Source organism: Parazoarcus communis (assembly GCF_003111645.1).
In the GTDB taxonomy this organism is placed as follows: Bacteria; Pseudomonadota; Gammaproteobacteria; order Burkholderiales; family Rhodocyclaceae; genus Parazoarcus; species Parazoarcus communis_A.
In genome coordinates, this window is sequence record NZ_CP022187.1 from 2,042,614 (window position 1) to 2,065,527 (window position 22,914).

General features: G+C 64.8%; 20 protein-coding genes. 12 read left to right on the forward strand and 8 right to left on the reverse strand.

The window, feature by feature from the left end:
* Positions 1–61 precede the first annotated feature (61 nt).
* From CEW83_RS09300 to CEW83_RS09330, 7 genes are all read left to right on the forward strand, one after another.
* Positions 62–1,702, forward strand: a complete 1,641-nt coding sequence (locus tag CEW83_RS09300) for an acyl-CoA synthetase (RefSeq protein ID WP_234419041.1) — start codon at positions 62–64, stop codon at positions 1,700–1,702.
* A gap of 72 nt (positions 1,703–1,774) precedes the next feature.
* Positions 1,775–3,565, forward strand: coding sequence for an acyl-CoA dehydrogenase (locus CEW83_RS09305; RefSeq protein WP_108949090.1), 1,791 nt, complete (start codon positions 1,775–1,777; stop codon positions 3,563–3,565).
* The gene (locus tag CEW83_RS09310) at positions 3,565–5,196 is read left to right on the forward strand and encodes an electron transfer flavoprotein-ubiquinone oxidoreductase (RefSeq protein WP_108949091.1); all 1,632 of its coding nucleotides are present in this window, start codon (positions 3,565–3,567) and stop codon (positions 5,194–5,196) included. The genes CEW83_RS09305 and CEW83_RS09310 overlap by 1 nt, the downstream gene beginning before the upstream one ends.
* Positions 5,197–5,257: 61 nt before the next feature.
* Complete coding sequence (locus tag CEW83_RS09315) at positions 5,258–6,670, forward strand: solute carrier family 23 protein (RefSeq protein WP_234419076.1); 1,413 nt, start codon at positions 5,258–5,260, stop codon at positions 6,668–6,670.
* 63 nt (positions 6,671–6,733) lie between these two features.
* Positions 6,734–6,901 (forward strand): hypothetical protein, encoded by a 168-nt coding sequence (locus CEW83_RS09320; RefSeq protein WP_159099435.1) that lies wholly within the window; start codon positions 6,734–6,736, stop codon positions 6,899–6,901.
* Positions 6,902–6,991: 90 nt separating this feature from the next.
* The gene (locus CEW83_RS09325; RefSeq protein WP_108949094.1) at positions 6,992–7,924 is read left to right on the forward strand and encodes a rhodanese-related sulfurtransferase; all 933 of its coding nucleotides are present in this window, start codon (positions 6,992–6,994) and stop codon (positions 7,922–7,924) included.
* Positions 7,921–8,586 carry a glutathione S-transferase gene (locus CEW83_RS09330; protein ID WP_234419042.1) on the forward strand — a complete coding sequence of 222 codons (666 nt, stop codon included), beginning with the start codon at positions 7,921–7,923 and terminating at the stop codon, positions 8,584–8,586. The genes CEW83_RS09325 and CEW83_RS09330 overlap by 4 nt, the downstream gene beginning before the upstream one ends.
* A 145-nt stretch (positions 8,587–8,731) precedes the next feature.
* Here the strand turns inward: CEW83_RS09330 and CEW83_RS09335 are convergent, their stop codons facing one another.
* The 5 genes from CEW83_RS09335 to atzF all read right to left on the reverse strand — a co-directional run bounded on the left by CEW83_RS09335 (position 8,732) and on the right by atzF (position 15,883).
* Complete coding sequence (locus tag CEW83_RS09335) at positions 8,732–10,492, reverse strand: dipeptide ABC transporter ATP-binding protein (RefSeq protein ID WP_108949095.1); 1,761 nt, start codon at positions 10,490–10,492, stop codon at positions 8,732–8,734.
* 10 nt (positions 10,493–10,502) lie between these two features.
* A complete protein-coding gene (locus CEW83_RS09340; RefSeq protein WP_108949096.1) occupies positions 10,503–11,348 on the reverse strand; it encodes an ABC transporter permease in 846 nt (281 codons plus the stop codon).
* An 11-nt stretch (positions 11,349–11,359) separates the two neighbouring features.
* Positions 11,360–12,382, reverse strand: coding sequence for an ABC transporter permease (locus tag CEW83_RS09345; protein WP_108949097.1), 1,023 nt, complete (start codon positions 12,380–12,382; stop codon positions 11,360–11,362).
* A gap of 65 nt (positions 12,383–12,447) precedes the next feature.
* A complete protein-coding gene (locus CEW83_RS09350) occupies positions 12,448–14,058 on the reverse strand; it encodes an ABC transporter substrate-binding protein (protein WP_108949098.1) in 1,611 nt (536 codons plus the stop codon).
* Positions 14,059–14,080: 22 nt separating this feature from the next.
* Positions 14,081–15,883, reverse strand: coding sequence for an allophanate hydrolase (gene atzF, locus CEW83_RS09355; RefSeq protein WP_108949099.1), 1,803 nt, complete (start codon positions 15,881–15,883; stop codon positions 14,081–14,083).
* Positions 15,884–15,999: 116 nt separating this feature from the next.
* Between atzF and CEW83_RS09360 the strand changes: the two genes are divergently transcribed.
* Positions 16,000–16,908: a LysR family transcriptional regulator gene (locus tag CEW83_RS09360; RefSeq protein ID WP_108949100.1), complete on the forward strand. Its 909-nt coding sequence runs from the start codon at positions 16,000–16,002 to the stop codon at positions 16,906–16,908.
* Between the two features lie 16 nt (positions 16,909–16,924).
* Here the strand turns inward: CEW83_RS09360 and CEW83_RS09365 are convergent, their stop codons facing one another.
* Positions 16,925–17,203: a hypothetical protein gene (locus CEW83_RS09365; protein ID WP_108949101.1), complete on the reverse strand. Its 279-nt coding sequence runs from the start codon at positions 17,201–17,203 to the stop codon at positions 16,925–16,927.
* 223 nt (positions 17,204–17,426) lie between these two features.
* Between CEW83_RS09365 and CEW83_RS09370 the strand changes: the two genes are divergently transcribed.
* The 3 genes from CEW83_RS09370 (at position 17,427) to CEW83_RS09380 (ending at position 20,198) form a co-directional block, all read left to right on the forward strand.
* Positions 17,427–17,828: a hypothetical protein gene (locus CEW83_RS09370; protein WP_108949102.1), complete on the forward strand. Its 402-nt coding sequence runs from the start codon at positions 17,427–17,429 to the stop codon at positions 17,826–17,828.
* A gap of 144 nt (positions 17,829–17,972) precedes the next feature.
* A complete protein-coding gene (locus tag CEW83_RS09375; protein ID WP_159099436.1) occupies positions 17,973–18,740 on the forward strand; it encodes a hypothetical protein in 768 nt (255 codons plus the stop codon).
* A gap of 120 nt (positions 18,741–18,860) precedes the next feature.
* On the forward strand, positions 18,861–20,198 hold the full coding sequence (locus tag CEW83_RS09380) for a mechanosensitive ion channel family protein (protein WP_108949104.1): 1,338 nt from the start codon (positions 18,861–18,863) through the stop codon (positions 20,196–20,198).
* Between the two features lie 31 nt (positions 20,199–20,229).
* Here the strand turns inward: CEW83_RS09380 and CEW83_RS09385 are convergent, their stop codons facing one another.
* Positions 20,230–20,835, reverse strand: a complete 606-nt coding sequence (locus CEW83_RS09385; RefSeq protein ID WP_108949105.1) for a hypothetical protein — start codon at positions 20,833–20,835, stop codon at positions 20,230–20,232.
* 403 nt (positions 20,836–21,238) lie between these two features.
* On the opposite strand from CEW83_RS09385, the gene CEW83_RS09390 reads away from it, so the two are divergent.
* Positions 21,239–22,108, forward strand: coding sequence for a PA4780 family RIO1-like protein kinase (locus CEW83_RS09390; RefSeq protein WP_108949106.1), 870 nt, complete (start codon positions 21,239–21,241; stop codon positions 22,106–22,108).
* A gap of 9 nt (positions 22,109–22,117) precedes the next feature.
* On the opposite strand, the gene CEW83_RS09395 is transcribed toward CEW83_RS09390, so the two are convergent.
* The gene (locus CEW83_RS09395; RefSeq protein WP_199915253.1) at positions 22,118–22,492 is read right to left on the reverse strand and encodes a hypothetical protein; all 375 of its coding nucleotides are present in this window, start codon (positions 22,490–22,492) and stop codon (positions 22,118–22,120) included.
* Between the last annotated feature and the right edge of the window lie 422 nt (positions 22,493–22,914).

Consider the following 22,914-nt stretch of genomic DNA (forward strand, 5'->3'; position numbering starts at 1 on the left):
GCGCGGTGACTGCCGGACCACCGGCAAGGGTTTTCATAAAAACGTCATGGAGGAGCAAGGGGTGTCGAACAATCCTTACGAGCAGGGCCTGGACAAGAATGCAGCGAACTTTGTACCGCTGTCGCCCCTGAGCTTCATTGAACGCAGCGCCTACGTGTATCCCGATCGTGTCAGCGTGATTCACGGTGCCCGTCAATTCACCTGGAAGCAAACCTACGAGCGCTGCCGCCGCCTGGCAAGCGCGCTCACCCAGCATGGCATCGGCAAGGGCGACACGGTCGCGGTCATGCTGCCCAACGTGCCAGCCATGGTCGAGGTGCATTTCGGCGTGCCGATGACCGGCGCCGTGCTCAACACCCTCAACACCCGCCTCGACCCCGAAGCGATCGCCTTCATGCTGTCGCACGGAGAGGCCAGGGTGCTGATCACCGACCCCGAGTTCGCAGCCATCGTCCGCCCAGCCCTCGACAGGCTCGAAGGCGAGAAGCCGCTGATCATCGATGCGCTCGACCCGGAATTTCCTTCCACCGAATGCCTCGGCTCGATCGAGTATGAAGCCTTCCTCGACACCGGCAAGCCCGACTTCGAGTGGAAGCTGCCCGCAGACGAGTGGGACGCAATCGCCCTCAACTACACCTCGGGCACCACCGGCAACCCCAAAGGGGTGGTCTACCACCACCGCGGCGCCTATCTCAACGCCGCCTCAAACATCATCAGCTGGGGCATGCCGCAGCACGCCGTCTATCTGTGGACGCTGCCGATGTTCCACTGCAACGGCTGGTGCTTCCCCTGGACCATCGCCGCCAATGCCGGCGTGAACGTGTGCCTGCGCAAGGTCGACGTGGCACTGATCTATGAGCTGATCCGCAAGCACAAGGTCACGCACTTCTGCGGCGCCCCCATCGTCCACGGCATGCTGATCAATGCCAACGAAGCCTTGCGTGCCGGCATCGAGCACAAGGTGTCGGCCCTCATCGCCGGTGCGGCGCCCCCGGCCGCCATCATCGAAGGCATGGAGCGCATCGGCTTCGACATCACCCATGTCTATGGCCTCACCGAGACCTACGGCCCGGCTTCCGTCTGCGCCAAGCACCCCGAATGGGATGCCTTGCCGATCGACAGGCGCGCCGAGCGCAACGGCCGTCAGGGCGTGCGTTACCACATGCAGGAAGCGATCACCGTGCTCGACACCGACACCCTGCAACCGGTGCCCGCCGATGGCGAGACCATGGGCGAGATCATGTTCCGCGGCAATCTGGTGATGAAGGGCTACCTGAAGAACCCCAAGGCCACTGCCGAAGCCTTTGCAGGCGGCTGGTTCCGCACCGGCGACCTCGCGGTGATGCACCCGGACGGCTACGTGAAGATCAAGGACCGCTCCAAGGACGTGATCATCTCCGGCGGCGAGAACATCTCGTCGCTTGAGGTCGAGGAGGTGCTGTATCGCCACCCCGCGGTCATGACTGCAGCCGTCGTCGCCCGCCCCGACGAGAAATGGGGTGAAGTCCCGGCCGCCTTCATCGAGGTCAAGGAAGGCGCGAACGTCACCGCCGACGACATCGTCGCTCACTGCCGCGAGCATCTGGCCCGCTACAAGGTGCCCAAGCACATCGAGTTCTGCGTCCTGCCCAAGACCTCGACCGGAAAGATCCAGAAATTCGTGCTGCGCGATCAGGCGAAATCCGCTTCGGCAATCGGCTGACGCGCTCCGCCGCCGTGCCACCGCGCACTGCGGCGTGCCAGGCCTGCACCCAACGACACAAGGAACACGCACATGACCACTTACACCGCTCCCGTACGCGACATGCTGTTCGCAATGAACGAACTCGCCGGACTTGAGGACATCTACTCGCTGCCGGGCAATGAGGACGTCAGCGCCGATCTCGTCGAGGCCATTCTCGACGAAGCCGGCAAGTTCGCAGCCGAAGTGCTGGCGCCGATCAACGCTTCGGGCGATCGTCAGGGCAACACCTGGCACGACGGCGAAGTCAGCACCGCCGACGGTTTCAAGCAGGCCTACGAGGTGTTCTGCGACACCGGCTGGAACGGCATGCCCTCATCCACCGAGTTCGGCGGCCAGGGCCTGCCGGTCACCGTCTCCACCGCCGTACTGGAGATGTGGAAGTCGGCCAACATGTCGTTCTCGCTGTGCCAGATGCTGACCCTGGGTGCGGTTGAAGCCATCGCCCATCATGGCAGCGACGAGCTGAAATCGACCTATCTCCCGAACATGGTGTCCGGCAAATGGACCGGCACCATGAACCTGACCGAGCCTCAGGCCGGCTCCGACCTCGCTGCGGTACGCAGCAAGGCCGAGCCACGTGGTGACGGCAGCTACGCGCTCTCCGGCACCAAAATCTTCATCACCTGGGGTGAGCACGACATGGCGGAGAACATCATCCACCTCGTGCTCGCACGCCTGCCCGACGCACCGCCGGGGGTGAAGGGCATCTCGCTCTTCGTCGCGCCCAAGTTCCTGGTCAATGCCGACGGCAGCCTCGGCGCCCGCAACGATCTGGTATGCGCATCGATCGAACACAAGATGGGCATCCACGCTTCCCCCACCGCAGTGATGGTGTTCGGCGAGAAGGAAGGCGCGATCGGCTACCTGGTGGGCGAACCCAACCGTGGCCTCGAGTACATGTTCACGATGATGAACCATGCCCGCCTCAACGTCGGCCTCGAAGGCGTGGCGATTGCCGAACGCGCCTATCAGGCCGCGCTCGGCTATGCCCGCGAACGCGTGCAGGGCCGCATCATCGGCGACAGGTCGGGCGAGACCAAGCCCATCCTGCATCACCCCGACGTGCGTCGCATGCTGATGGACATGAAGGCCCGCACCGAGGCCACGCGCGCCCTCGCCTACTACGTTGCCGGCTGCATGGACCGCGCCCGCAGCGACGCCGACGAGAACGTGCGCAAGGACAACCAGAGCCGGCTCGAACTGCTCACCCCTGTGGTCAAGGGCTGGTGCACCGAAACCGCGCAGAGCGTGACCTGGAACGGTATCCAGGTACACGGCGGCATGGGCTTCATCGAAGAAACCGGCGCCTGCCAGCACATGCGCGACGCCCGCATCACTACCATCTACGAAGGCACGACCGCCATCCAGGCCAATGACCTGATCGGACGCAAGGTGGCCCGGGAAGGCGGTCACGCCATGGCAGCCCTCATCGAGGAGATGTCCGTAACCCGGGCTCAACTCGAAGCGCACGCCGACAGCCAGCTGCAGAAGATCGGCGCGTCCTTCGGCAAGGGCATCCTCGCCCTGCGCGAAGCCACCGACTGGCTGCTGGCCAACTACGAACGCAACCCGCAGGCGGCCGCAGCGGGTGCCGTGCCTTTCCTCAAGCTCGCCGGCACGGTGGCGGGCGCCTGGCTGATGGCACGCAGCACCGCAATTGCGATCGAGCGCATGCAGGGGCCGGATGCCGGCTTCTACGGCGCCAAGCTCGTCACCGCGCGCTATTTCGTCGAGCACGTGCTGCCCGAGGCCAACAGCCTGCGCGACGCCATCGTGAATGGCGCCGAATCCGTGCTGGCACTGCCCGAGGAGCTGTTCTGATGAGCCGCGAATCGATGGAATACGATGTCGTCATCGTCGGCGCCGGCCCCTCGGGGCTGAGCACCGCGATCCGGCTCAAGCAGCTTGCCGAAAAGGCGGGGCGCGAACTGTCGGTGTGCGTGGTGGAGAAAGGTTCGGAAGTTGGCGCGCACATTCTGTCCGGCGCAGTGATCGAGCCGCGCGCGCTCAACGAGCTCTTCCCCGACTGGAAGGAACGCGGCGCCCCGCTCAACACCCCGGTCACCGAAGACCACTTCATGCTGCTGTCGGAAAAGGGCGCGCGCAAGCTGCCGACGCCGCCGCAGATGCACAACGAAGGCAACTACATCATCAGCCTGGGCAACTTCTGCCGCTGGCTGGGTGAACAGGCCGAGGCGCTGGGCGTGGAGATCTACCCCGGCTTCGCCGCCGCCGAAGTGCTGTTCGACGAAGCCGGTGCGGTACGTGGCATCGCCACCGGCGACATGGGCGTGACCCGCAACGGCGAACCAGGCCCCAACTACCAGCAAGGCATGGAGCTACATGCGCGCCAGACGGTGTTCTCGGAGGGCTGCCGTGGTTCGCTCACCAAGGGTCTGATGGCGCGTTACGACCTGCGCCGCGATGCCGACCCGCAAACCTACGGCATCGGCATCAAGGAGTTGTGGGAGGTCGATCCGGCCGTCCATCGCCCCGGCCTCACGGTGCATACCGCCGGCTGGCCGCTGAAGTCGGACACCTACGGTGGCTCCTTCCTGTATCACCTCGAAGGCAACCTGGTGTCGGTGGGCTTTGTCGTCGGCCTCGACTACAGCAACCCCTGGCTGTCGCCGTACGAAGAGTTCCAGCGCTTCAAGACCCACCCCGAGATCCGCAAGTACTTCGAAGGCGGCCGCCGCGTGTCGTATGGCGCACGTGCGCTGTCGGAAGGCGGCTTCCAGTCCCTGCCCAAGCTCACGTTCCCGGGCGGCATGCTGGTCGGCGACACCGCAGGCTTCCTAAACGTGCCCAAGATCAAGGGCACCCACATGTCGATGAAGTCGGGCATCGAAGCCGCTGCTGCACTGTTCGCGCACCTGACCGCCGACGATGCAAAGACGACTGAAGTCACGGGCTACCCCGAGCGCCTCAAGGCGAGCTGGCTGTGGGACGAACTGTACTCGGTGCGCAACGTCCGCCCGTCCTTCCGCTGGGGCCTGTGGGGCGGCATCGCCTACAGCGCCATCGACACCTTCCTGTTCCGCGGGCGTGCGCCATGGACCCTGCGCAACCATGCCGACCACACCCAGCTGAAGAAGGCGGCCGACTGCGAGCAGATCGTCTATCCGAAGCCGGACGGCAAGATCAGCTTCGACCGCCTGTCATCGGTCTTCATCTCGGCCACCAACCACGAGGAAGAGCAGCCCTGTCACCTGCGGCTGAAGAATCCGCTGACGCCCATCGTCACCAACCTCGCCGATTTCGAGGCCCCCGAGCAGCGCTACTGCCCGGCCGGCGTGTATGAAATCGTGCGCGAAGAACAGGGCCCGCGCCTGCAGATCAACGCCCAGAACTGCCTGCACTGCAAGACCTGCGACATTAAGGACCCGACGCAGAACATCGACTGGGCGGTGCCCGAAGGCAGCGGCGGCCCCAACTACCCGAACATGTAATCAAGCCCGCACGACAGCATCAACAAACAACTTTTAACAGACGAGGAGAGACATCGTGTCCATGCAACGCCCTCACGGGGCCGAACAGCCCTACTGGCCATTTGGCCCCTTCAAGATCCGGCTGCCCTTCATCCACTATCGCTGGGAATATCCCGAGATGATCCAGGGCCTGATCATGTTCGTGGTCGGCCTGGCGATGATTCCGCTGCTGCAGAAGTATCTCGGCATGCCTTACGAGGCTGCGCTCGCCTTCTGCGTGATCGCCGGTGTCGGCTACATGCTGCCCGCCCTGCTCGGGGTGCCACTGGTACCGGGCTGGATCACCCCGGCCATTCCGGTGGTGATCCTCTTCCTGCAAGGCTTCGAGCCCGGCCCCGAGGCGATCAAGGCGCTGTTCGCGCTGCAGATCGAAGTGTTCGCGATCTTCCTGATCCTGGGCATCACCGGTCTCGGCAACCGTTTGGTCACCATCATCCCCAACTCGCTCAAGTCCGGCATCATCATCGGCGCCGGTATCGCTGCGATGATGGGCGAACTGAAGGTCGGTGGCCGTATCGACAACACACCCATCTCGCTGATCATCGGCTCAATCGTGTCGGCTTACGTGCTGTTCTCGCTGTCGTTCAAGAGCATCGTCGAGAACAACGTATGGGCCAAGCGCATCTCCAACTTCGGCATGGTGCCCGGCATGATCCTGGCCATGCTGGTCGGCTGGGCCGTGGGTGAGTACCCGTGGCCGGACGTGCAGTGGGGCATCACCAATCCCGACTTCAAGCTGATGTGGAACTACCTGGTGTTCTCCACTGGCCTGCCCGACGCCAGCACCTTCCTGCTCGCGCTCCCGACCGCCATCATTGCCTACGTGATCGCCTTCGGCGACATCGTGGTCGGCTTCACCCTGGTGAAGCGGGTCGACCACCTGCGTGAAGACGAGAAGATCGAAGAGGGCATCACCCGCGTTCACCTGGTGACCGCCATCCGTAACGGCATCCACGCCTTCTTCGCGCCGTGGCCCGGCCTGGCCGGCCCGTTGTGGACGGCTGCGCACGCCACGGTTGCCGAGCGCTATGCACTCGGCCGCAAGGCGATGGACTCCATCTACAGCGGCGGCGGCACCTTCTGGATCACTGGCTTCATCGCACTGTTCATGCTGCCCCTGGTCAGCATCTTCAAGCCGGTGCTGCCGATTGCGCTGTCGCTCACCCTGGTGCTGACGGCCTACATCTGCATCATGGTCGGCATGGAAGAGCTCAAGAGCTCGACCGAGCGCGGCGTGGCCGGCATCGTTGCGGTCACCCTGGCGATGCCAGATCCGAAATCCACCGTGTATGCAGTGGTGATCGGCCTGGTCCTGTACTTCCTGATCGAGCGTCCGCATCGCATCGGCACCCGTGAAACCAAGGATGTGAGCATCCTTGCCAACACCACTGCCGAAATGGAAGCGGCCGACAGCCACGGTCAGACCCGCGGTTAAACGCACACGGCCATCATTGCCCTGCAAGGGGTCATGGTGGCCGCCTCCCACGCCCCTGCCCCCATGTCCGCACTCATTCATCGCCTATGCGGCGCCGACGCCGAGCCCCTCCCGCGCAGCCGGAGCCTCGCCCGTCTCGGACTGACCGTTGCGCTTGTCTCCCTCTATGCGCTGACCATGCTGCTCGTCTTTGCGCCCGAAGCGCTGCACTGGGCCGCGTTCGGAAACTGAACACCCACCGCCTGCCGCGCACCCTCATCGTGGTGCAAGCCGGCCACCAATCCGGGCTAAAATTGGCCGCATTCCATTCCGGCCTTCCCCATGTCCCGTTTTCTGACCGCAGCGCTGTACAAGTTCGTCCGCCTCCCCGATTTCCGAGAGCTGCAAGCCCCGCTGCTGGATTGCTGCAACCGTCATCAGGTCAAGGGCACGCTGCTGCTGGCCGAGGAAGGCATCAACGGCACCATCGCCGGCTTGCCCGAAGACATCGAAGCGGTGCTGGCCTGGCTGCGCAGTGATCCGCGTCTGGCCGAACTCGAGCACAAGTCCTCGTGGGCCGAAACGCCCCCGTTCCAGCGCATGAAGGTGAAGCTCAAACGCGAGATCGTCACCCTTGGCGTGGAAGGCGTGTCACCCACCAACATGGCCGGCGAGTACGTCAAGCCGCAGGACTGGAACACGCTGATTGCCGCCCCCGACGTGGTGGTGGTCGATTGCCGCAACGACTACGAGGTGGCCATCGGCACGTTCGACGGCGCGGTCGATCCACACACCCGCAGTTTTTCCGAACTGCCAGCCTGGGTGGAAAAGGAGTCCGCACCCGGCGGACTGCTCGCCGACAAACCGAGGGTGGCGATGTTCTGCACCGGCGGCATCCGCTGCGAGAAATCCACCGCCTTCATGCGCATGCAGGGCTTCGAGGCGGTCTATCACCTCGAAGGCGGCATCCTCAAATACCTCGAGACCATTCCTGAGGCTGACAGCACCTGGCAGGGTGAATGTTTCGTGTTCGACGACCGCGTCTCGGTCGGCCACGCGCTGGTACCTGGCGGGCTGGGCCGCTGCCTTGCCTGTGGCTACCCGCTCACCGCAGAAGAACAGGCCTCCGAGCACTACGAGGATGGCGTGAGCTGCCCGCATTGCTGCGACTCGACCGAAGAACGCAAGGCCGAACTGCGCGAACGCCGCCGCCAGCAAGCGCTGGCCGCAGAACAGAAGCGCGCCGACGACAAGGCCGCACGCCCCAAGCCGTGAGCGACGGCGCCCTGCCCCTGCTGTATTCGTTCCGGCGCTGTCCCTATGCGATGCGCGCCCGCCTCGCGATTGCAGCCAGTGGCGTGCAGGTCGAATTACGCGAGGTCGTGCTCAGGGACAAACCGCCCGAACTGATCGCTGCCTCGCCCAAAGCCACCGTCCCGGTGCTGGTCCTGCCCGACGGCAAGGTGATCGAGCAAAGCATCGACATCATGTTGTGGGCGCTGCGCTTGCACGACCCGCAAGCCTGGCTGAATCCGCCATCGGGCAGGCTCGACGAGATGCTGGCGCTCATCGCCCGCAACGACAGCAACCGCGAAGGCGGCTTCAAGTACCACCTCGACCGCTACAAGTACCCGAACCGCTATCCGGCTGCAGACGCCGCACCGCATCGCAGCGCAGGCTCCGCCTTCCTGATGGAACTCGAACACCGGCTCGAAGCGACGGCGTGGTTGTTCGGCAACCGTCCAGCACTCGCCGACATGGCGATTGCCCCCTTCGTGCGCCAGTTCGCCGCCACCGACCCCGACTGGTTTGCCGGCCAGCCCTGGCTGCGACTGCAAGCCTGGCTGAACACCATCACGACAAGTCCGTGCTTCAACCACGTAATGGGCAAGTACCCGCAGTGGCGAGCAGGTGCGCAACCCACCCTGTTTCCATAATCAGTCCATAAATCGACTCACGCGGAGACGCGGAGAGCGCAGAGAAGGTCCATTCGGATTTTCTCCGCGCTCTCCGCGCCTCCGCGCGAAACACCTTCCGCCATCATCACCGACGACGCAAATAAGCGCTGGCGTAACGCGGCGTTCAGGTCATGGTCTCGGGCTGAAAGTGCGGGATCGCGTTGATGAGCGTGCGGGTGTAATCCTCCTGCGGGTTGCGCAGGACCTCGGTTGCCGTCCCGGTTTCGACGATGCGCCCGCGGTTCATCACGATCACCCGTTCGCACAGCAACCGCACCACGTTGAGGTCGTGCGACACGAAGATATAGCTCATGCCCAGCTCGCGCTTCAGGCGGTCGAGCAGCTGCAGCACGACCGCCTGCACCGATACGTCGAGCGCCGACGTCGGCTCGTCCAGCACCAGCAACAAGGGATCGACCGCGATCGCGCGGGCGATGCCGACGCGCGCTTTCTGCCCCCCCGAAAGCTGGTGCGGAAAGCGCGTCAGCAGCTCGCGTGGCAGGCCGACCATGTCGGCAAGCTGCGTGACCCGCGCGGCGATCTTGCGCCCGTCGCGCATGCCCTTGAGCCTGCGCAAGGGTTCGCCAATCGCATCCTGCGCGGAGTAACGCGGATCGAGGCTGTCGGTGGGATCCTGGAACACCATCTGGATCTTCATGCGCTGCGGCAGACTGGCAAAGCGCGCCGCGGGGTGCGTGGTGATGTTCTCGCCGTCCAGGATCACGTCCCCCGAACTGGGATCGAGCAGGCGGGTAATGATGCTCGACGTCGTCGACTTGCCGCAGCCCGACTCGCCTACCAGCCCCAGGCTCTCGCCGCGCTGCAGCCTGAAGGAGATCCCATCCACTGCGCGAAACTCGCTCTCGGCCGGATCGGCGCGGCGCCACGGCCAGCCGCCGCCGGTATCGCGGCGCGGAAAGACCTTCACCAGATCGACCACCTCGAGCACGGTGTCGCTGCGCGCCGGCGCATGGGCAATGACGGCAGGCGCTTCGCTGCCACCCGCCAAGACCATCGCTTCACCCGAGGCTGCCGTGCCGACGAGACCATCGACAAGCTCGTCGGGCACCGCGGTCAGATCTGAAAGATCGGTCTCCGGTCCCGGCGACGCCGCGATCAGCTTGCGGGTGTAGGGGTGGGAGGGATGTCTGAACAGGTCGGCCACCGCCGCCGACTCCACGACCTTGCCCTTCTGCATCACCGCAATACGGTCGCAGTAGGCCGCAGCCAGGCCAAGGTCGTGCGTGATCAGCACCACCGCCATGTTGCGCTCGCGGGTCAGGTCGGCGATCAGGTCCATCGTCGCCTTCTGCGTGGTCACATCCAGCCCGGTCGTGGGCTCGTCCGCGATCAGCAGGCGCGGATTGCACGCCAGCGCCATCGCGATCATCACGCGCTGACACATCCCGCCCGAAAGCTCGAAGGGATAGGCGTGGTAACGATGGGCGGGGTCGACGATGCGCACCTTGTCGAGCATCTCGATCGCCTTTTCGCGTGCGGTCAGCCGGGTTGCCTGCGAATGGCGCACCAGCACGTCCTCGATCTGACGGCCGACGGTGCGAATCGGATTGAGTGCGGCGCGCGGGTTCTGGAAGATCATCGAGATCTCGCGTCCGCGCAGATCGCGCAAGGCGGCCTCCGACGCGCCGGTCAGCGGCATGCCGTCGAAGCTGGCCGAGCCTCCGGCAGCCGTGCCGGCGGCATCGAGCAGGCCGAGCACGGTATAGGCGGTGACCGATTTGCCGGAGCCGCTCTCGCCCACCACACCGAGTACTTCACCTTTCTCGACCGTGAGCGAAACCTCGTCAAGGGCACGGACGACGCCGTGCCGGGTGCGAAACTCGACCGACAGACGATCCACCGACAGCAGGGGATGAGTGGACACGGAACGCTCCTCAGGTACGACGCTGGGGGTCGACCAGGTCGCGCAGACCGTCGCCCAGCAGGTTGAAACAGAACACCGCCAGCATCAGCGCCAGGCCGGGAAAGAGCGCCATCCACCATTCGCCGGACACGATGTAGGTCGCGCCCTCTGCAACCATGATTCCCCACTCCGCATCGGGCGGACGCACGCCCAGCCCGATGAAGGACAGGCCGGCCGCATTCAGGATTGCCCAGCCCATGTTGAGCGAGACCTGCACCATCATCGGCGGCAGGATGTTTGGAAAGAGATGCGTTGCCAGAATGCGCACATCGGTGCAGCCGCACAGGCGCGCCGCCTGCACGAAGCCGGCGTTGCGGCGAATGCTGGTTTCCGAACGCGCGACCCGGGCGTAGAACGGCAGGTTGATGATGGCCGTGGCGTAGATGATGTTCTCCACCGAGTTGCCCAGCGCGGCAACCACACCCATCGCCAGCACGAACAGCGGGAAAGCCATGATGGTGTCCGTCACCCGGCCGACGATGCGGTCGGTCCATCCGCCCCAGAAGCCGGCGGCACAGCCAAGCGCACTGCCGACGAAGAAGGACAGCGCCACCGCGGCGAGGGCGATGCCGAGGTCGAGCCGGGTGGCCACGATCACACGGCTCAGCATGTCGCGACCGAGGTGGTCGGTGCCGAAGGGGTGCGCCCACGACGGCGCCTGCAATGCATTGGCGGCACTGGTGGCGATCGGGTCGTACGGTGCCAGCGCCGGGCCGAACAGGGCGATCAGCACGATGGCAAAGAACAGGAAGAAGGCCCCGGCCGTCACCGGGTTCTCACTCATCACATAACGGAAATGACGCAGGAAGCGGATCATTGCAATGGTCCTCAGGCGTCAAGACCGACGCGCGGATCGACCAGGGTCAGCACCACGTCGATCAGCAGATTGACGAAAACGAACAGCAAGGCCATTGCCAGCACGAAACCCTGCACCGCAGCGTAATCGGACGCCACCAGCGCCTGGATCGCGTAGGAACCGATGCCCGGCCACGAGAACACCTTCTCGACCAGCACGTTGGCGCCGAGCAGGAAGGAGAACACCATGCCCAGCGTCGTCAGCACCGGCAGCGCCGCGTTGCGCAAGGCATAGGCGCCCAGGATGGTGGAGCGCGACAGGCCGTTGGCGCGTGCCGAGCGCACGTATTCGCTGGACAGCGCATTGAGCATTGCTGCACGCGTCATGCGGGCAATGGGCGCCATCGCGAACACGCCCAGGGTGATCGCCGGCAGCACCAGCTGGCGCAGACTGGCCCAGAAGGTCTCGGCGTCACCGGCGATGATGCTGTCGATGAGGAAGAAGCCGGTCACGCGCTCGGGCGAGAGATACAGAATGTCCAGCCGCCCCAGTGGCGACGGAGCCCAGCCCAGCAGAAAGTAGAAGATGTAGATCAGGAACAGTCCGGTGAAGAAGGTGGGGAGCGAAACCCCCGCCGTCACCACCACGCGGCACAGATGATCGATCCACGAGCCGGGACGGGTCGCCGCCAGTACGCCGAGCGGAATCGCCACCGCGATCGCCAGCCCCAGCCCGCAGAATGTGAGCTCCAGCGAAGCCGGCAGCCGCGTCAGCAGCTCCTCCATCACCGGCACGCCGGTGCCGAGCGACATGCCTAGGTCGCCCTGCAACAGCCGCCCGACGTAGAGAACGAACTGCTCCGGCCAGCTCCGGTCCAGACCCAGCGATTCGCGCACCTGGGCAATGGACGCAGCGTCGGCCATCGCGCCGGCAAAGTAGGCCGCCGGATCGCCCGGCAGCGCCCGCGTCAGCACGAAGGAAATGACCACCACACCGAACAGTGAAGGAAGCGACTGCAGCAGCCGCTTCCCGATCTGGATGAGTTTTGTCGGCATCAGCGCACCCCGCCCGAAGACATGGGTGCGCGCGCCATGGGCACCGAAGCTCTGCTCACGATATCTCAGGCCTTGGTGATGGTGCTGCAGTCGAGCTGGCGGTGGTACCACGAGGCGTAACCACCGACGTTCTTCGCCAGCGCGGCATCCAGATAGGGCTGATACAGCGGGATGCGCGGCACGTCGGCGAACGCAATCGCGATCATGCGCTTGATGTTGGGCGCGTACTTCGGATCGCTCACTTCCATGTGCAGGGTTTCATCCACGAGCTTCTCCATCTCTTCGTTCTTGTAGTTCGAGGAGTTGAACAGGTGCCCATGCTTGTACGCCCAGAAGAAGTAGTAATCCGGGTAGTTGAGCCAGCCGCCGAAGTTTTCCAGATGCATCGGCAGGCGCTTTTCCACCAGCGCAGCGGTACGCCAGTTGGCACCCGGAATCTTGTCCAGCGTGACCTTGATACCGATCTTGCCCAGCGCCTCCTGAATCAGCAGCGCGGTCGGCTCCTGCCAGTCGGCCAGCCCGAGGTTGAAGGACAGCGTCGTTTCGAAGCCGCCCGCAAGGCCCGCCTCCGCAAGCAGCGCACGCGCCTTGACCAGGTCGGTATCGTAGGGGAAAGCCTGCGGCCACTCGGTCGTGGCTGGCGTTTTCGCACCAGCACCGAACATCGGCTTGCCGCGGCCATAGGCTGCAGCGGAAAGGATGTCCTTGTACGGCAGGGCATAGGCGACGGCCTGGCGCACACGCGGATCGTCGAAAGGCTTGTGCGTCACGCTGAGCCCGAGCACGTGCAGGCAGTTGTCGATCGGCGCACCGGAGACCTTGACCTTGCCGCCTTCCATGAGCTCCTTTGAGTCCTTGGCCGGCACATCCATGTAGAGATCGGCATCGCCGCGCTCGATCAGCGCACGACGCGTTGCCGCGGACGGCACCTCACGCACGATCACGCGGCGCAGCGCCGGCTTGGGTCCGAGGGCCCAAGCGTCGTTGCGTTCGTACACGAACTGCTGACCCGGTTCCCAGCGCGCAATCTTGAACGGACCGGAGCCGGCCGGCGTCTTGTGCAGGTACTCGGTGGCCCAGGGGTCTTCCTTGGTCGCATGTTTCCTGGCGACCTTGGCGTTGATGATGAAGGGCACCGGCACCGCGAGGTCGGGCAAGGTCAGCTTCGAAGGCGCGGGCAGGTCGATGCGAAAGGTCTGCGCATCGACCACCACGAACTGCTCCGGACTGGTCATCGAGCCCGCCTTCATCTGCACACCGGCAAAACCGCCCAGGCTCACTGCCCGATCGAAGGACCACTTGACGTCCTCCGCCGTCACCGGCGAACCATCCCAGAAGCGTGCCTTGGGGCTGAGCTTGAAGGTGATCGACTTGCGGTCGCTCGAGTAGGTCCAGGATTCCGCCACTTCCGGCACGATCTTGGTCGAATCGTAGGACAGCGAGCCATCTTCCAGCGTCTTCACACCGAAACGCACCAGGCGGTCGTAGACGTTGACCGTAATCTGGTAGCTCGGACGGTTGGTCCCGGCGCGGTGCAGGTCGAGGCTGTTGATGCCGTCACCGGTCACCACCACCAGCGTGTCGCTGCCGGCCGCTGCGTGGGCGGGCAGGTGACGCAGGAAAGGCAGCACGCTCGCGCCGACTACGCCTGCCTTGATGAAATCTCGTCTTTGCATGATCGAACTCCTTGGTGTGTAGTCAGGTTGAAGCCAGCGCGGCCATGTAGGCGCGCCAGCCTCCGAAATGGGTAATGTCCTCGGCACCCGCGGTGCCCATGGGCTCGCACAGAAATCCCTTCACCTGGCTGCCATCCGCCAGATCGAGCGTGCCGATGCCGAGCGGCTGCGGAATGCCGCGCATGAACTCGCCGAAGCGGGAAAGCGGCAGCGCCCAGACTTCGAGATCGATCGCAGCACCCGCCTCGCTGCGCACCAGCCCGGGCCGCCGCGGCGGGCCACCGGCGAGGCTGTAGAAGCGATAGTTCGGGGCGGTTTGCGTGGCGCGCAGAAAGCGGGCACCGAGGCGGGTCAGCTCGTGGTTGAGCGGCAGACCCGACATGTGCGCGCCCACCACGGCCAGCGCAATCTCGTCACGGTTGGCGACCGGCAAAACGTCGGCAGCCTGAGGCAGGGGCCAGCCGGTCGCACCGAGCGGTGCGGCGCAGTCCTGCTGCAGCACCGCGGCGACTGCCGCGATGCGTGCATCCTCCCCGCGGCCGGCGATCAGGGTGACACTGCCCGGCCTGCCGTCGGCACGCGTACGAACCGGCACCGCGATTGCGCACATGTCGAGCAGGTTCACGAAATTGGTATAGGTTCCGAGGCGGGAATTGGGCCCCACCGGATCCGCTTCGAGCTCGGCCACGGTGCAGAAGGTCGGAATCGAGGGCACGCACAGGAGGTCGACCGCATCGGCCACGGCAAGCGCCTCGCGACGCAGATCCTGCAGACGGTAGAAACCGCGGAATGCGTCGGCCGCAGAGAACTTCTCGGCGCGCTGGATGATGGCCCGTGTCACCGGCAGCACAGCCTCGGGCTGCTCGCGCAACAGCGCCTCGATCACGGTGTATCGCTCCGCCACCCAGACGCCGTCGTAAAGCATCTCCGCGATGGCATAGAGCGGACCGAAGTCGAGTTCGACGATCTCCGCCCCCCGCTCACGCAGGGATTCCAGCGTGGCATCGAAGGACGCCGCCTGTACCGCATCACCGAAGAAGCGCCGACTCGCGGTATCCGGCACACCCACGCGGAACGTCGGCGCGGCGACGGGGCTCTCGGCCAGCACAAGCGGTCGCGCGTACGAATCCGCGGGGTCGAACACTGCCGCAGCGGCGAACACCTTGTAGGCGTCGCCAACGGTCAGCGCGAAGATCGAGATCGTATCGAGGGTGCGGCAGGCGGGCACCACGCCGGTCGCCGAAAGCGCACCGAGCGTTGGCTTGAGCCCCACGATGCCGTTCAGCGCCGCCGGCACCCGGCCCGACCCGGCGGTGTCGGTGCCCAGCGAGAAACTCACGATGCCGTGCGCGACCGCCACCGCAGAACCGGAACTGGATCCGCCCGGCACGATCGCGGGGTCGAGCGCGTTGAGCGGTACAGGAAAGGGGGTGCGCACACCGACCAGTCCGGTCGCGAACTGATCCAGGTTGGTCTTGCCGATCAGGATTGCCCCCGCGGCACGCAGCACACCGACGACGAAGGCGTCTGCCCCGGCCTCGTAGGCATAGGCTGGGCAGCCTGCGGTGGTGGGCTCGCCGGCGGCGTCGATGTTGTCCTTGATGGCAAACGGAATGCCCCACAGCGGCTTGCTGTCGGGATCAAAAGCGCCAAGCTGCGCAAGCTGGGCCTGCAGCGCAGCGGGCTCGAGCACATGCAGGAAGATGCCCGGATCGCCTGCGGCCCCGATGCGGCGGTGGGCCTCCTCCATCACGGCAGCGGGATCAAGCCCCTGCGCATAGGCGGCGTGCAGGCTGGAGATATCGAACGGGAGTGTGTGCAGCATGAAATGTCTTCCGGAAACGTCTGGAAGTGATTTGAGCAGGGATCACTGACGCGGCATACTGCTAATTTTCGCCATCTGTGCTGCAAATTTTGCATCACAGAAAACGGAGCATCGCCATGAAGCATCTTCTGCCGCTGCGCTACATCGACGTCATTGCTCGCAGCGGCTCCATCCGCAAGGCGGCAGACAGTCTCGCGATCACATCCACCGCACTGAACCGTCGCATCCTCGCGATGGAAGAGGAACTGGGCGTACCCATTTTCGAGCGCCTGCCCCGCGGCGTGCGACTGTCCGCCGCCGGCGAGATCCTGATCCACCATGTACGCAACCAGTTGAGCGACATGGAGCGCGTCAAGAGCCAGATCTCCGACCTCACCGGCGAGCGTCGCGGGCATGTTTCCATCGCCTGCAGCCAGGCCCTGCTGCCGTTCTTCCTGCCCAACCAGATCGCCCAGTACCGGCGCGCGCACCCGGCCGTCACCTTCGAAGTCCTCGTCCGCGACCGTGCCGCCGCCGAGCAGGCGCTGGTCGACATGAGCGCGGATCTTGCACTGGTATTCGAGCCCTTAAGGCTCATGGACTTTCAGATCCTGCAGCGCGTGCGCCAGCCGGTTCATGCGCTCATGCGCCCGAACCACCCGCTGGCACAGGCCGGGACCTTGCGCCTGCGCGACTGCCTGCGTTATCCGGTGGCGCTGCCGACCTCGCAATATGGCGTGCGCCACCTGCTCGAACTGGCGGTGCAGCGCAGTTCGCTCACCTTGCAGCCGGTGGTCGAGTCAGACAGTTTTGAATTTCTGCGCAGTCACGCGCTGGAAGAAGACATTCTCGCCTTCCAGATTCCGATCGGCCTGCCGATCGACACCGAAGGCAGCGGCATGGTCAGCAGACCGCTCGACGTACGCGACGTCCCGCCCGGCGTGCTCTATTTCGGTCAGTTGCGGGGTCGCATCCTGCCGGTTGCGGTGTCGCGCTTCGCCAGCCAGGTACTGGAAACCCTCACCCTCCGCTTCGAGACGGACTAGCGAGTCCGCTAGAACTTCATTGCGCCGGCATGGACTCAAGGACCACAACCACGCCAAACGCGCCAATGGAAACCAGACGCTGATTCACCATCGTGTAGGACGCCACTCCCAGCGGATGATAGTGCGACACGAAGGCCGTAAAAGCACCCAGTCCGAGCAAACCCGCGACGGGACTGCGCTCGGCAATCGCCTGCCGAATCTGCTCCCGGTGCTGCTCGGGGGTCGGGTTGAGCCAGAATGCCAGCGCGACGACTGCCAGTGTAATGACCACGGACACGATGGAAGCTTTAGCCACTGCAATGTTTCCTGTAATAGACGAAGCGCGCTTCACACGGAGGCACGGAGCACCCGCCCATTATGCCTTTCTCCGCGACCTCCGCGCCTCCGCGTGAAACCGCCACGCTCCGCGCTTCCCCTTGGTGCGGGCGAGCGCCCTGAACGCCTTACGCAACGACTGGCCAGTTTGACGGTCGGACCTTGCATGCATAATCGGGGCCTTGCTCCGGGAGGAAGTCACCATGGCCATAGGCTGGATCACCTTGTTGAAGACCGTCCCCTGGGCGGATGTCATCGCCACTGCACCGGTGGTCGCCGACGGTGCGAAAAGGCTCTGGAAGACGGTTGGCAGGAAGACGCAGTCCGACACCGTCGCAACTGACGAGAGCGCGGAGGCGGTACCCGCCGACGCTGATGCTGCGACGAAGCTGCAGTCGAGGCTGCTTGCGCTCGAGAATACCTCGCAGGATCTGCACGCCCAGATGCTGGCGTCGTCCGAGCTGATCAATGCGCTCGCCGAACAGAATACCGAACTGGTGAAACGGGTCGAGGCCAACCGCGTTCGCCTGCTATGGCTGTCCGTTTCCACGCTTGTCACCACCGCAGCGGTGGTGCTCTGCCTGATTTTGCTGCTGCGCGCCTAGACAGGCGACAGTCGATCACCGCGAGCCTGCGCGGACGCCCCCTGTCCCGGCTTCGGCGCATACGTGCCGGACAACACGCTCCGGATTGAAAAACCCCCTCCATAGCCTATGTTGAGATCACACGGCATGGTGGAGGTCGTTACCATGATCACGGAATCGCACTGCATTGCGCGCTTCGCTTCCGGCTGGCGCGCGCTGACCGGGCTGTTGGCCGCGGCCACCACAGCATTCGCCCTGCCGGCCGCAGCGGCGGCACAGGAGGAATGGCTCTCCCTCGGCAGCAAGCACTGGTCCCCGACCGTGTTTTCCAAGACCGGCGCAGGCACCGAGAACGCCGTTGCCGAGGCGCGTGTCACACGGGCTGCGATCGAGGGCTGGTGCGCCAACTGGACCCCCGGCGACCGCGACTGCGTGCGCAGCCAGCTTTCCACCCCTGAGGCGAAAAAGACCTGGCGCGCCACGGCCAACTGTATCAAGGGCCGCATCACGGCGGTCGATGGCAACACCTACACCCTGGCCGGACGCTGGGACAACGCCGACATCGGTGGCGGACGCACGCGCTGGCGGGATGCCTCGGGGCAAATCGTCGGGCGTGACAACGCCAGCGGCGGACTCGGCATCTCACAGCAGTGGGAGGTGCTGTGCCCCGCAACGGCCGCCTCTGCACGCCCGGCGGCGCCATCCAGCAGCGGCGTTCAGCGTCCGGCGCAGTCCGCTGCGACAACGGCAGGCTTCACCGTCGGCGAAACCGTATATGCCCGCTACGGCGCCGCCTGGGTTCGTGGCAAGGTCACCCGCATCAGCCGGGTCAGTGGCGCCAAAGGCCCGGAGCTTGCCTATAACGTCACACTCGAAAACGGTGAGCGCGGGCTGCTGCCTGCACACATGATGCGAAAGACGCAGGGCAGATAACGCCCCAGCGCCAGCGCGGTCGCCCAGCCACTCCCGCGTCTCCGTCACCGTCAGTCCGGTGGTCGTCACCGGGGCGCGTTAAAATGCGTCCTCAACGACAAGAAGAACACGGGAGACCCGATGAGTCCGGACATTCAGTCGTATTTGCAGCGCCTGCCCGATTTGCTGACGGAACTGGCAACCGTGGAACTGTTTTACGAACTCGGCGTGCTTGCGCTCGCAGGCCTCATCGCCTGGGTGATTCACCGCACGATGCGCGAGTCCTTGCGCGCCGGGCTTGAGGCCGCATCCAGCAAAGGCCTGCGTCATCTGACCCTGCGCACTGCCCAACGCATCCTGCTGCCGGCAACGATGCTGCTCGGGGTGCTGCTCGGCCGCGGCGCCCTGCGTTCGGCACAACTGCCTGTCGGCCTGCTCGATGTCGCCGTGCCCCTGCTGCTGTCGCTGGTCGCCATCCGCCTGCTGGTGTACGTCCTGCGCAAGGGTTTCCCGGTGACCCCGGCGCTGAAGACGTGGGAGAACCTCATCTCTGGCAGCATCTGGGCCATGGTGGCACTGCATCTCGTGGGCTGGCTGCCTGCCGTCGAAGCCACGATGGACGAACTCGCCTTCAATATCGGCGCCTCGCGCATCTCGCTGCTGGCCACGGTCAAGCTCGTCGCACTCGTCGCCCTGCTGCTGACCCTCGCGTTCTGGGTGTCCGGAGTGATCGAGCGGCGCATGCGTGCATCCACCCACATGACGCCCTCGCTGCAGGTCGCCTTCGGCAAGTTCAGCAAGGTGTTCCTGATCGCGCTGGCCTTTCTGCTCGCCATCGACGCGGTGGGCATCGACCTCACCACGCTCACGGTGTTCGGCGGAGCGCTCGGCGTGGGCATCGGTTTCGGCCTGCAGCGTATCACCAGCAACTTCATCAGCGGCTTCATCCTCGTGCTCGACCGCTCGATCAAGCCCGGCGACGTGATTTCGGTCGGCGGCAACGATGCCAAGTTCGGCTGGGTGCAGGAGTTGCGCGCGCGTTACGTGGTGGTGCGCGACCGTGACGGCGTCGAGCGACTGATCCCGAACGAAAACCTGATCACGTCCGAAGTGGTGAACTGGAGCTACTCGGACACCAACACCCGTGTGCGACTGCCGGTGCAGATCAGTTACAGCGACGACCCCGAGCAGGCCATGGCCCTGCTGCTCGAAGCGGCCAAGGCCTCGCCGCGGGTGCTGCCCCTGCCGGAGCCCGCCGCGCGCATGCTCGACTTTGCGGACAGCGGCATCCAGCTCGAACTACGGGTGTGGATCAGCGATCCGGAGAACGGCATCGGCAACGTGCGCACCGACATCAACCTCGCGATCTGGAAGCTGTTCAAGGCCGCAGGCATCTCCATCCCCTTCCCGCAACGGGATGTGCACCTTCACACCGTAGCCGCACCGGAACTGGCCGCTGCACAGGAGCGCCCCGCGTGAGCGCGCGCAGCGCGGGACGGGGCGATGTGGATCAGATGCCGGTGAGCTCGCGGTAGGCGCGCCGCGTCTCGGGCGACACCGCTTCCAGCACCTGTTCGTGACTGGTCTTGTGGCGCGCCAGCAGGCGGGCAGAAGCAATCGTCCGCGATTTGCAGAACCAGTGGCAGGTATGCTGCATCAGGTACATTTCTGCCGACAGCAGAAAGGCGCGTTCGCGCGGCGAGCGGCCCGCTTCGTTTTCCACTGCGCGCTCGAAGCCGCGGGCATGGATGTCGAAGGCCTTGCCCAACGCGAAGGTCGAGGACGGAAACAGGCGGTCGGCGTGGGGCAGAGCAAGCGGCAGCGTGCTGATGAGCACCTGCGCAGCGTCGATCCGCGCGATGTCCGCAGCAAGACGACGAAACTGACTGGCGAGTGCGGTCTCGTGCGACTGCATCAGCGCGAGAACCTGATCCTGACGGTTCGGGTCCTGCTCGCCAAGGGCACGGTCATAGCCCTCGGCCAGCGTCTCCATGAGTTTTTCGATCTGGTAGTTGCTCAGGTGGCTGCCCAGCAGGGTGATGCGGCGACGCTGATCCCGGGACTTGAGCACCAGAACACCAACGGCCGCGAACATGAAGATAAAATAGGTTTCCATCCCGCTATTGTCCTGTGTGCCACGCATATTGGGCAACTCCGGCAATCAGGAAGCCTTGCACAATTCATGTCAGGCACGACTGTTACCACGCCGGCGCCACGACAGCCGGCGGGACAAGGTATCATCCGTGCGGTAGCGACGAAGCCCGACACCGCGCCCTCGCCTTGCAAAGCCAGGCCAGCCGTTCACCGGGCACGCCGTGAAGCCGTTCATCTGCTCACGCGCGCCATCAGGCCTCGCCACCGTCACCCACACTTTCCGCACTGTCGACCGCGCCGGCGATGATGGCGGGCACTCCATACCGGCCCGCAGCAGGACAGAACCCAATGTCGTCAGAACACTTCACCGCAGGCAAGGACGCCGCGCTCGGCCACGCCAAACTGCACAGGACCCCGCAGGCAGCATGAAAACACCGCACAGAATCGCCCCACTGGTCGAAGACGGCCTCGTCGACAGCGTGCTGCGTCAGCTCATGAGCGGCAAGGAGGCAATGGTCTACGTCGTCCAGTGCGGCGACGAAGTACGCTGCGCCAAAGTGTACAAGGAGGCCAACAAGCGTGGCTTCCACAAGGCAGTCGACTACACCGAAGGCCGCAAGGTGAAGAACAGCCGTCAGGCGCGCGCCATGGCCAAGGGCTCGCGCTACGGCCGCCAGGAACAGGAAGCAGCGTGGCAACACGCCGAAGTCGACGCCCTGCGCCAGCTCGCCGCAGCCGGTGTGCGCGTGCCCGTACCCTACGACTTCCACGAAGGTGTGCTGCTGATGGAGCTGGTGGCCGATGAAGACGGCGAACCCGCACCGCGCCTCAACGACATCGAACTCAGCGCCGACGACGCCCGCACGTTTCACGCCTTCCTGATCCGTCAGGTGGTGCGCATGCTGTGCGCCGGCATCGTGCACGGCGACCTGTCCGAGTACAACATCCTGGTCGACCATGCCGGCCCGGTCATCATCGACCTGCCACAGGCGGTCGATGCCGCGGCCAACAACAACGCCAAGCGCATGCTGGCGCGCGACGTGGACAACCTTGCCGACTACTTCGGCCAGTTCGCCCCCGAACTGCTCCAGACCCGCTACGCCGATGAAATCTGGGCGCTGTACGAAACCGGAAAACTGCTTCCCGACAGCCCGCTCACCGGCACCTTCAAGGACGTCGAGACCCTGGCCAATCTGGATGAAGTGATGCAGGTGATCGACGCCGCGCGCCGCGAAGAAGCCGCACGTCAGGCAAGAATGGCCGGCGAAAGCACGGACGGCGCCGACGACAACTGAGCCACGGGCTCAGGACGCCTCGCTGGCATCGAGCAGGCGCTCGCACTCCAGCATCATCGCCTGCGCCAGCTCTGACTGGTAATTGGGGTCGAGCGCCTCCATCATTTCATACGCAGTAAAAAGCCCGGCCTCACGCGACAAGGTGGCGGCGATCTGCCGCGCCATGTCGTCGCTCAAGCCAGAGAGCTGCTTGCGCTCGGACTGCGGCAGCGTGCGTTTCGTGCGCCGCAGCCAGTCCGCCGCCAGCGTCGCCCCCTGCCCTTCGTTCATCCACTGCCCATGCTCATAGAAGGCCGACAGGCGTTCGGCAGTGAGCGCGAAGATCAGCGCAATGCGGATGCCGCGCTCAGTGGGCGGCGTGCCCTGCGGGTTGTCGAAAATCATGCGTCTGGGTCCGTGTGTTCGCGCTGCCACTGGATTTGATAACGGGTACTGCGACCACCTCCGGGCAACCTGACGAGGCAGCCCTTGGCGATGAGGTCTGCGAGATGGCGGGTGGCCGAGGACGCGGTCAAGCTGCGCTTCGGCGCAGTGAATGGCGCTGCGCAAGCTTACAAGGAAGCACTGCAACCAGGGTGTGAGATTGATGGCCTGCTCAGGCTCGGGCAGTGTCTGCGCTCGTTTGAGCTGCTGTTAACAGCCCTTGCGATCAGCCAGGATGGCAACAGAGATGGCGTAGAAACGGATGCTCTGCGGCTCGCACTGTGCGAGCGCGGCATCGGTGCGTTTGCAGTTGGAAGAGTGATGCGAATGCCAACGTTATTCGGCTCATGCAATGAGCCGAATAACGTTCCGGGAAAGACGCC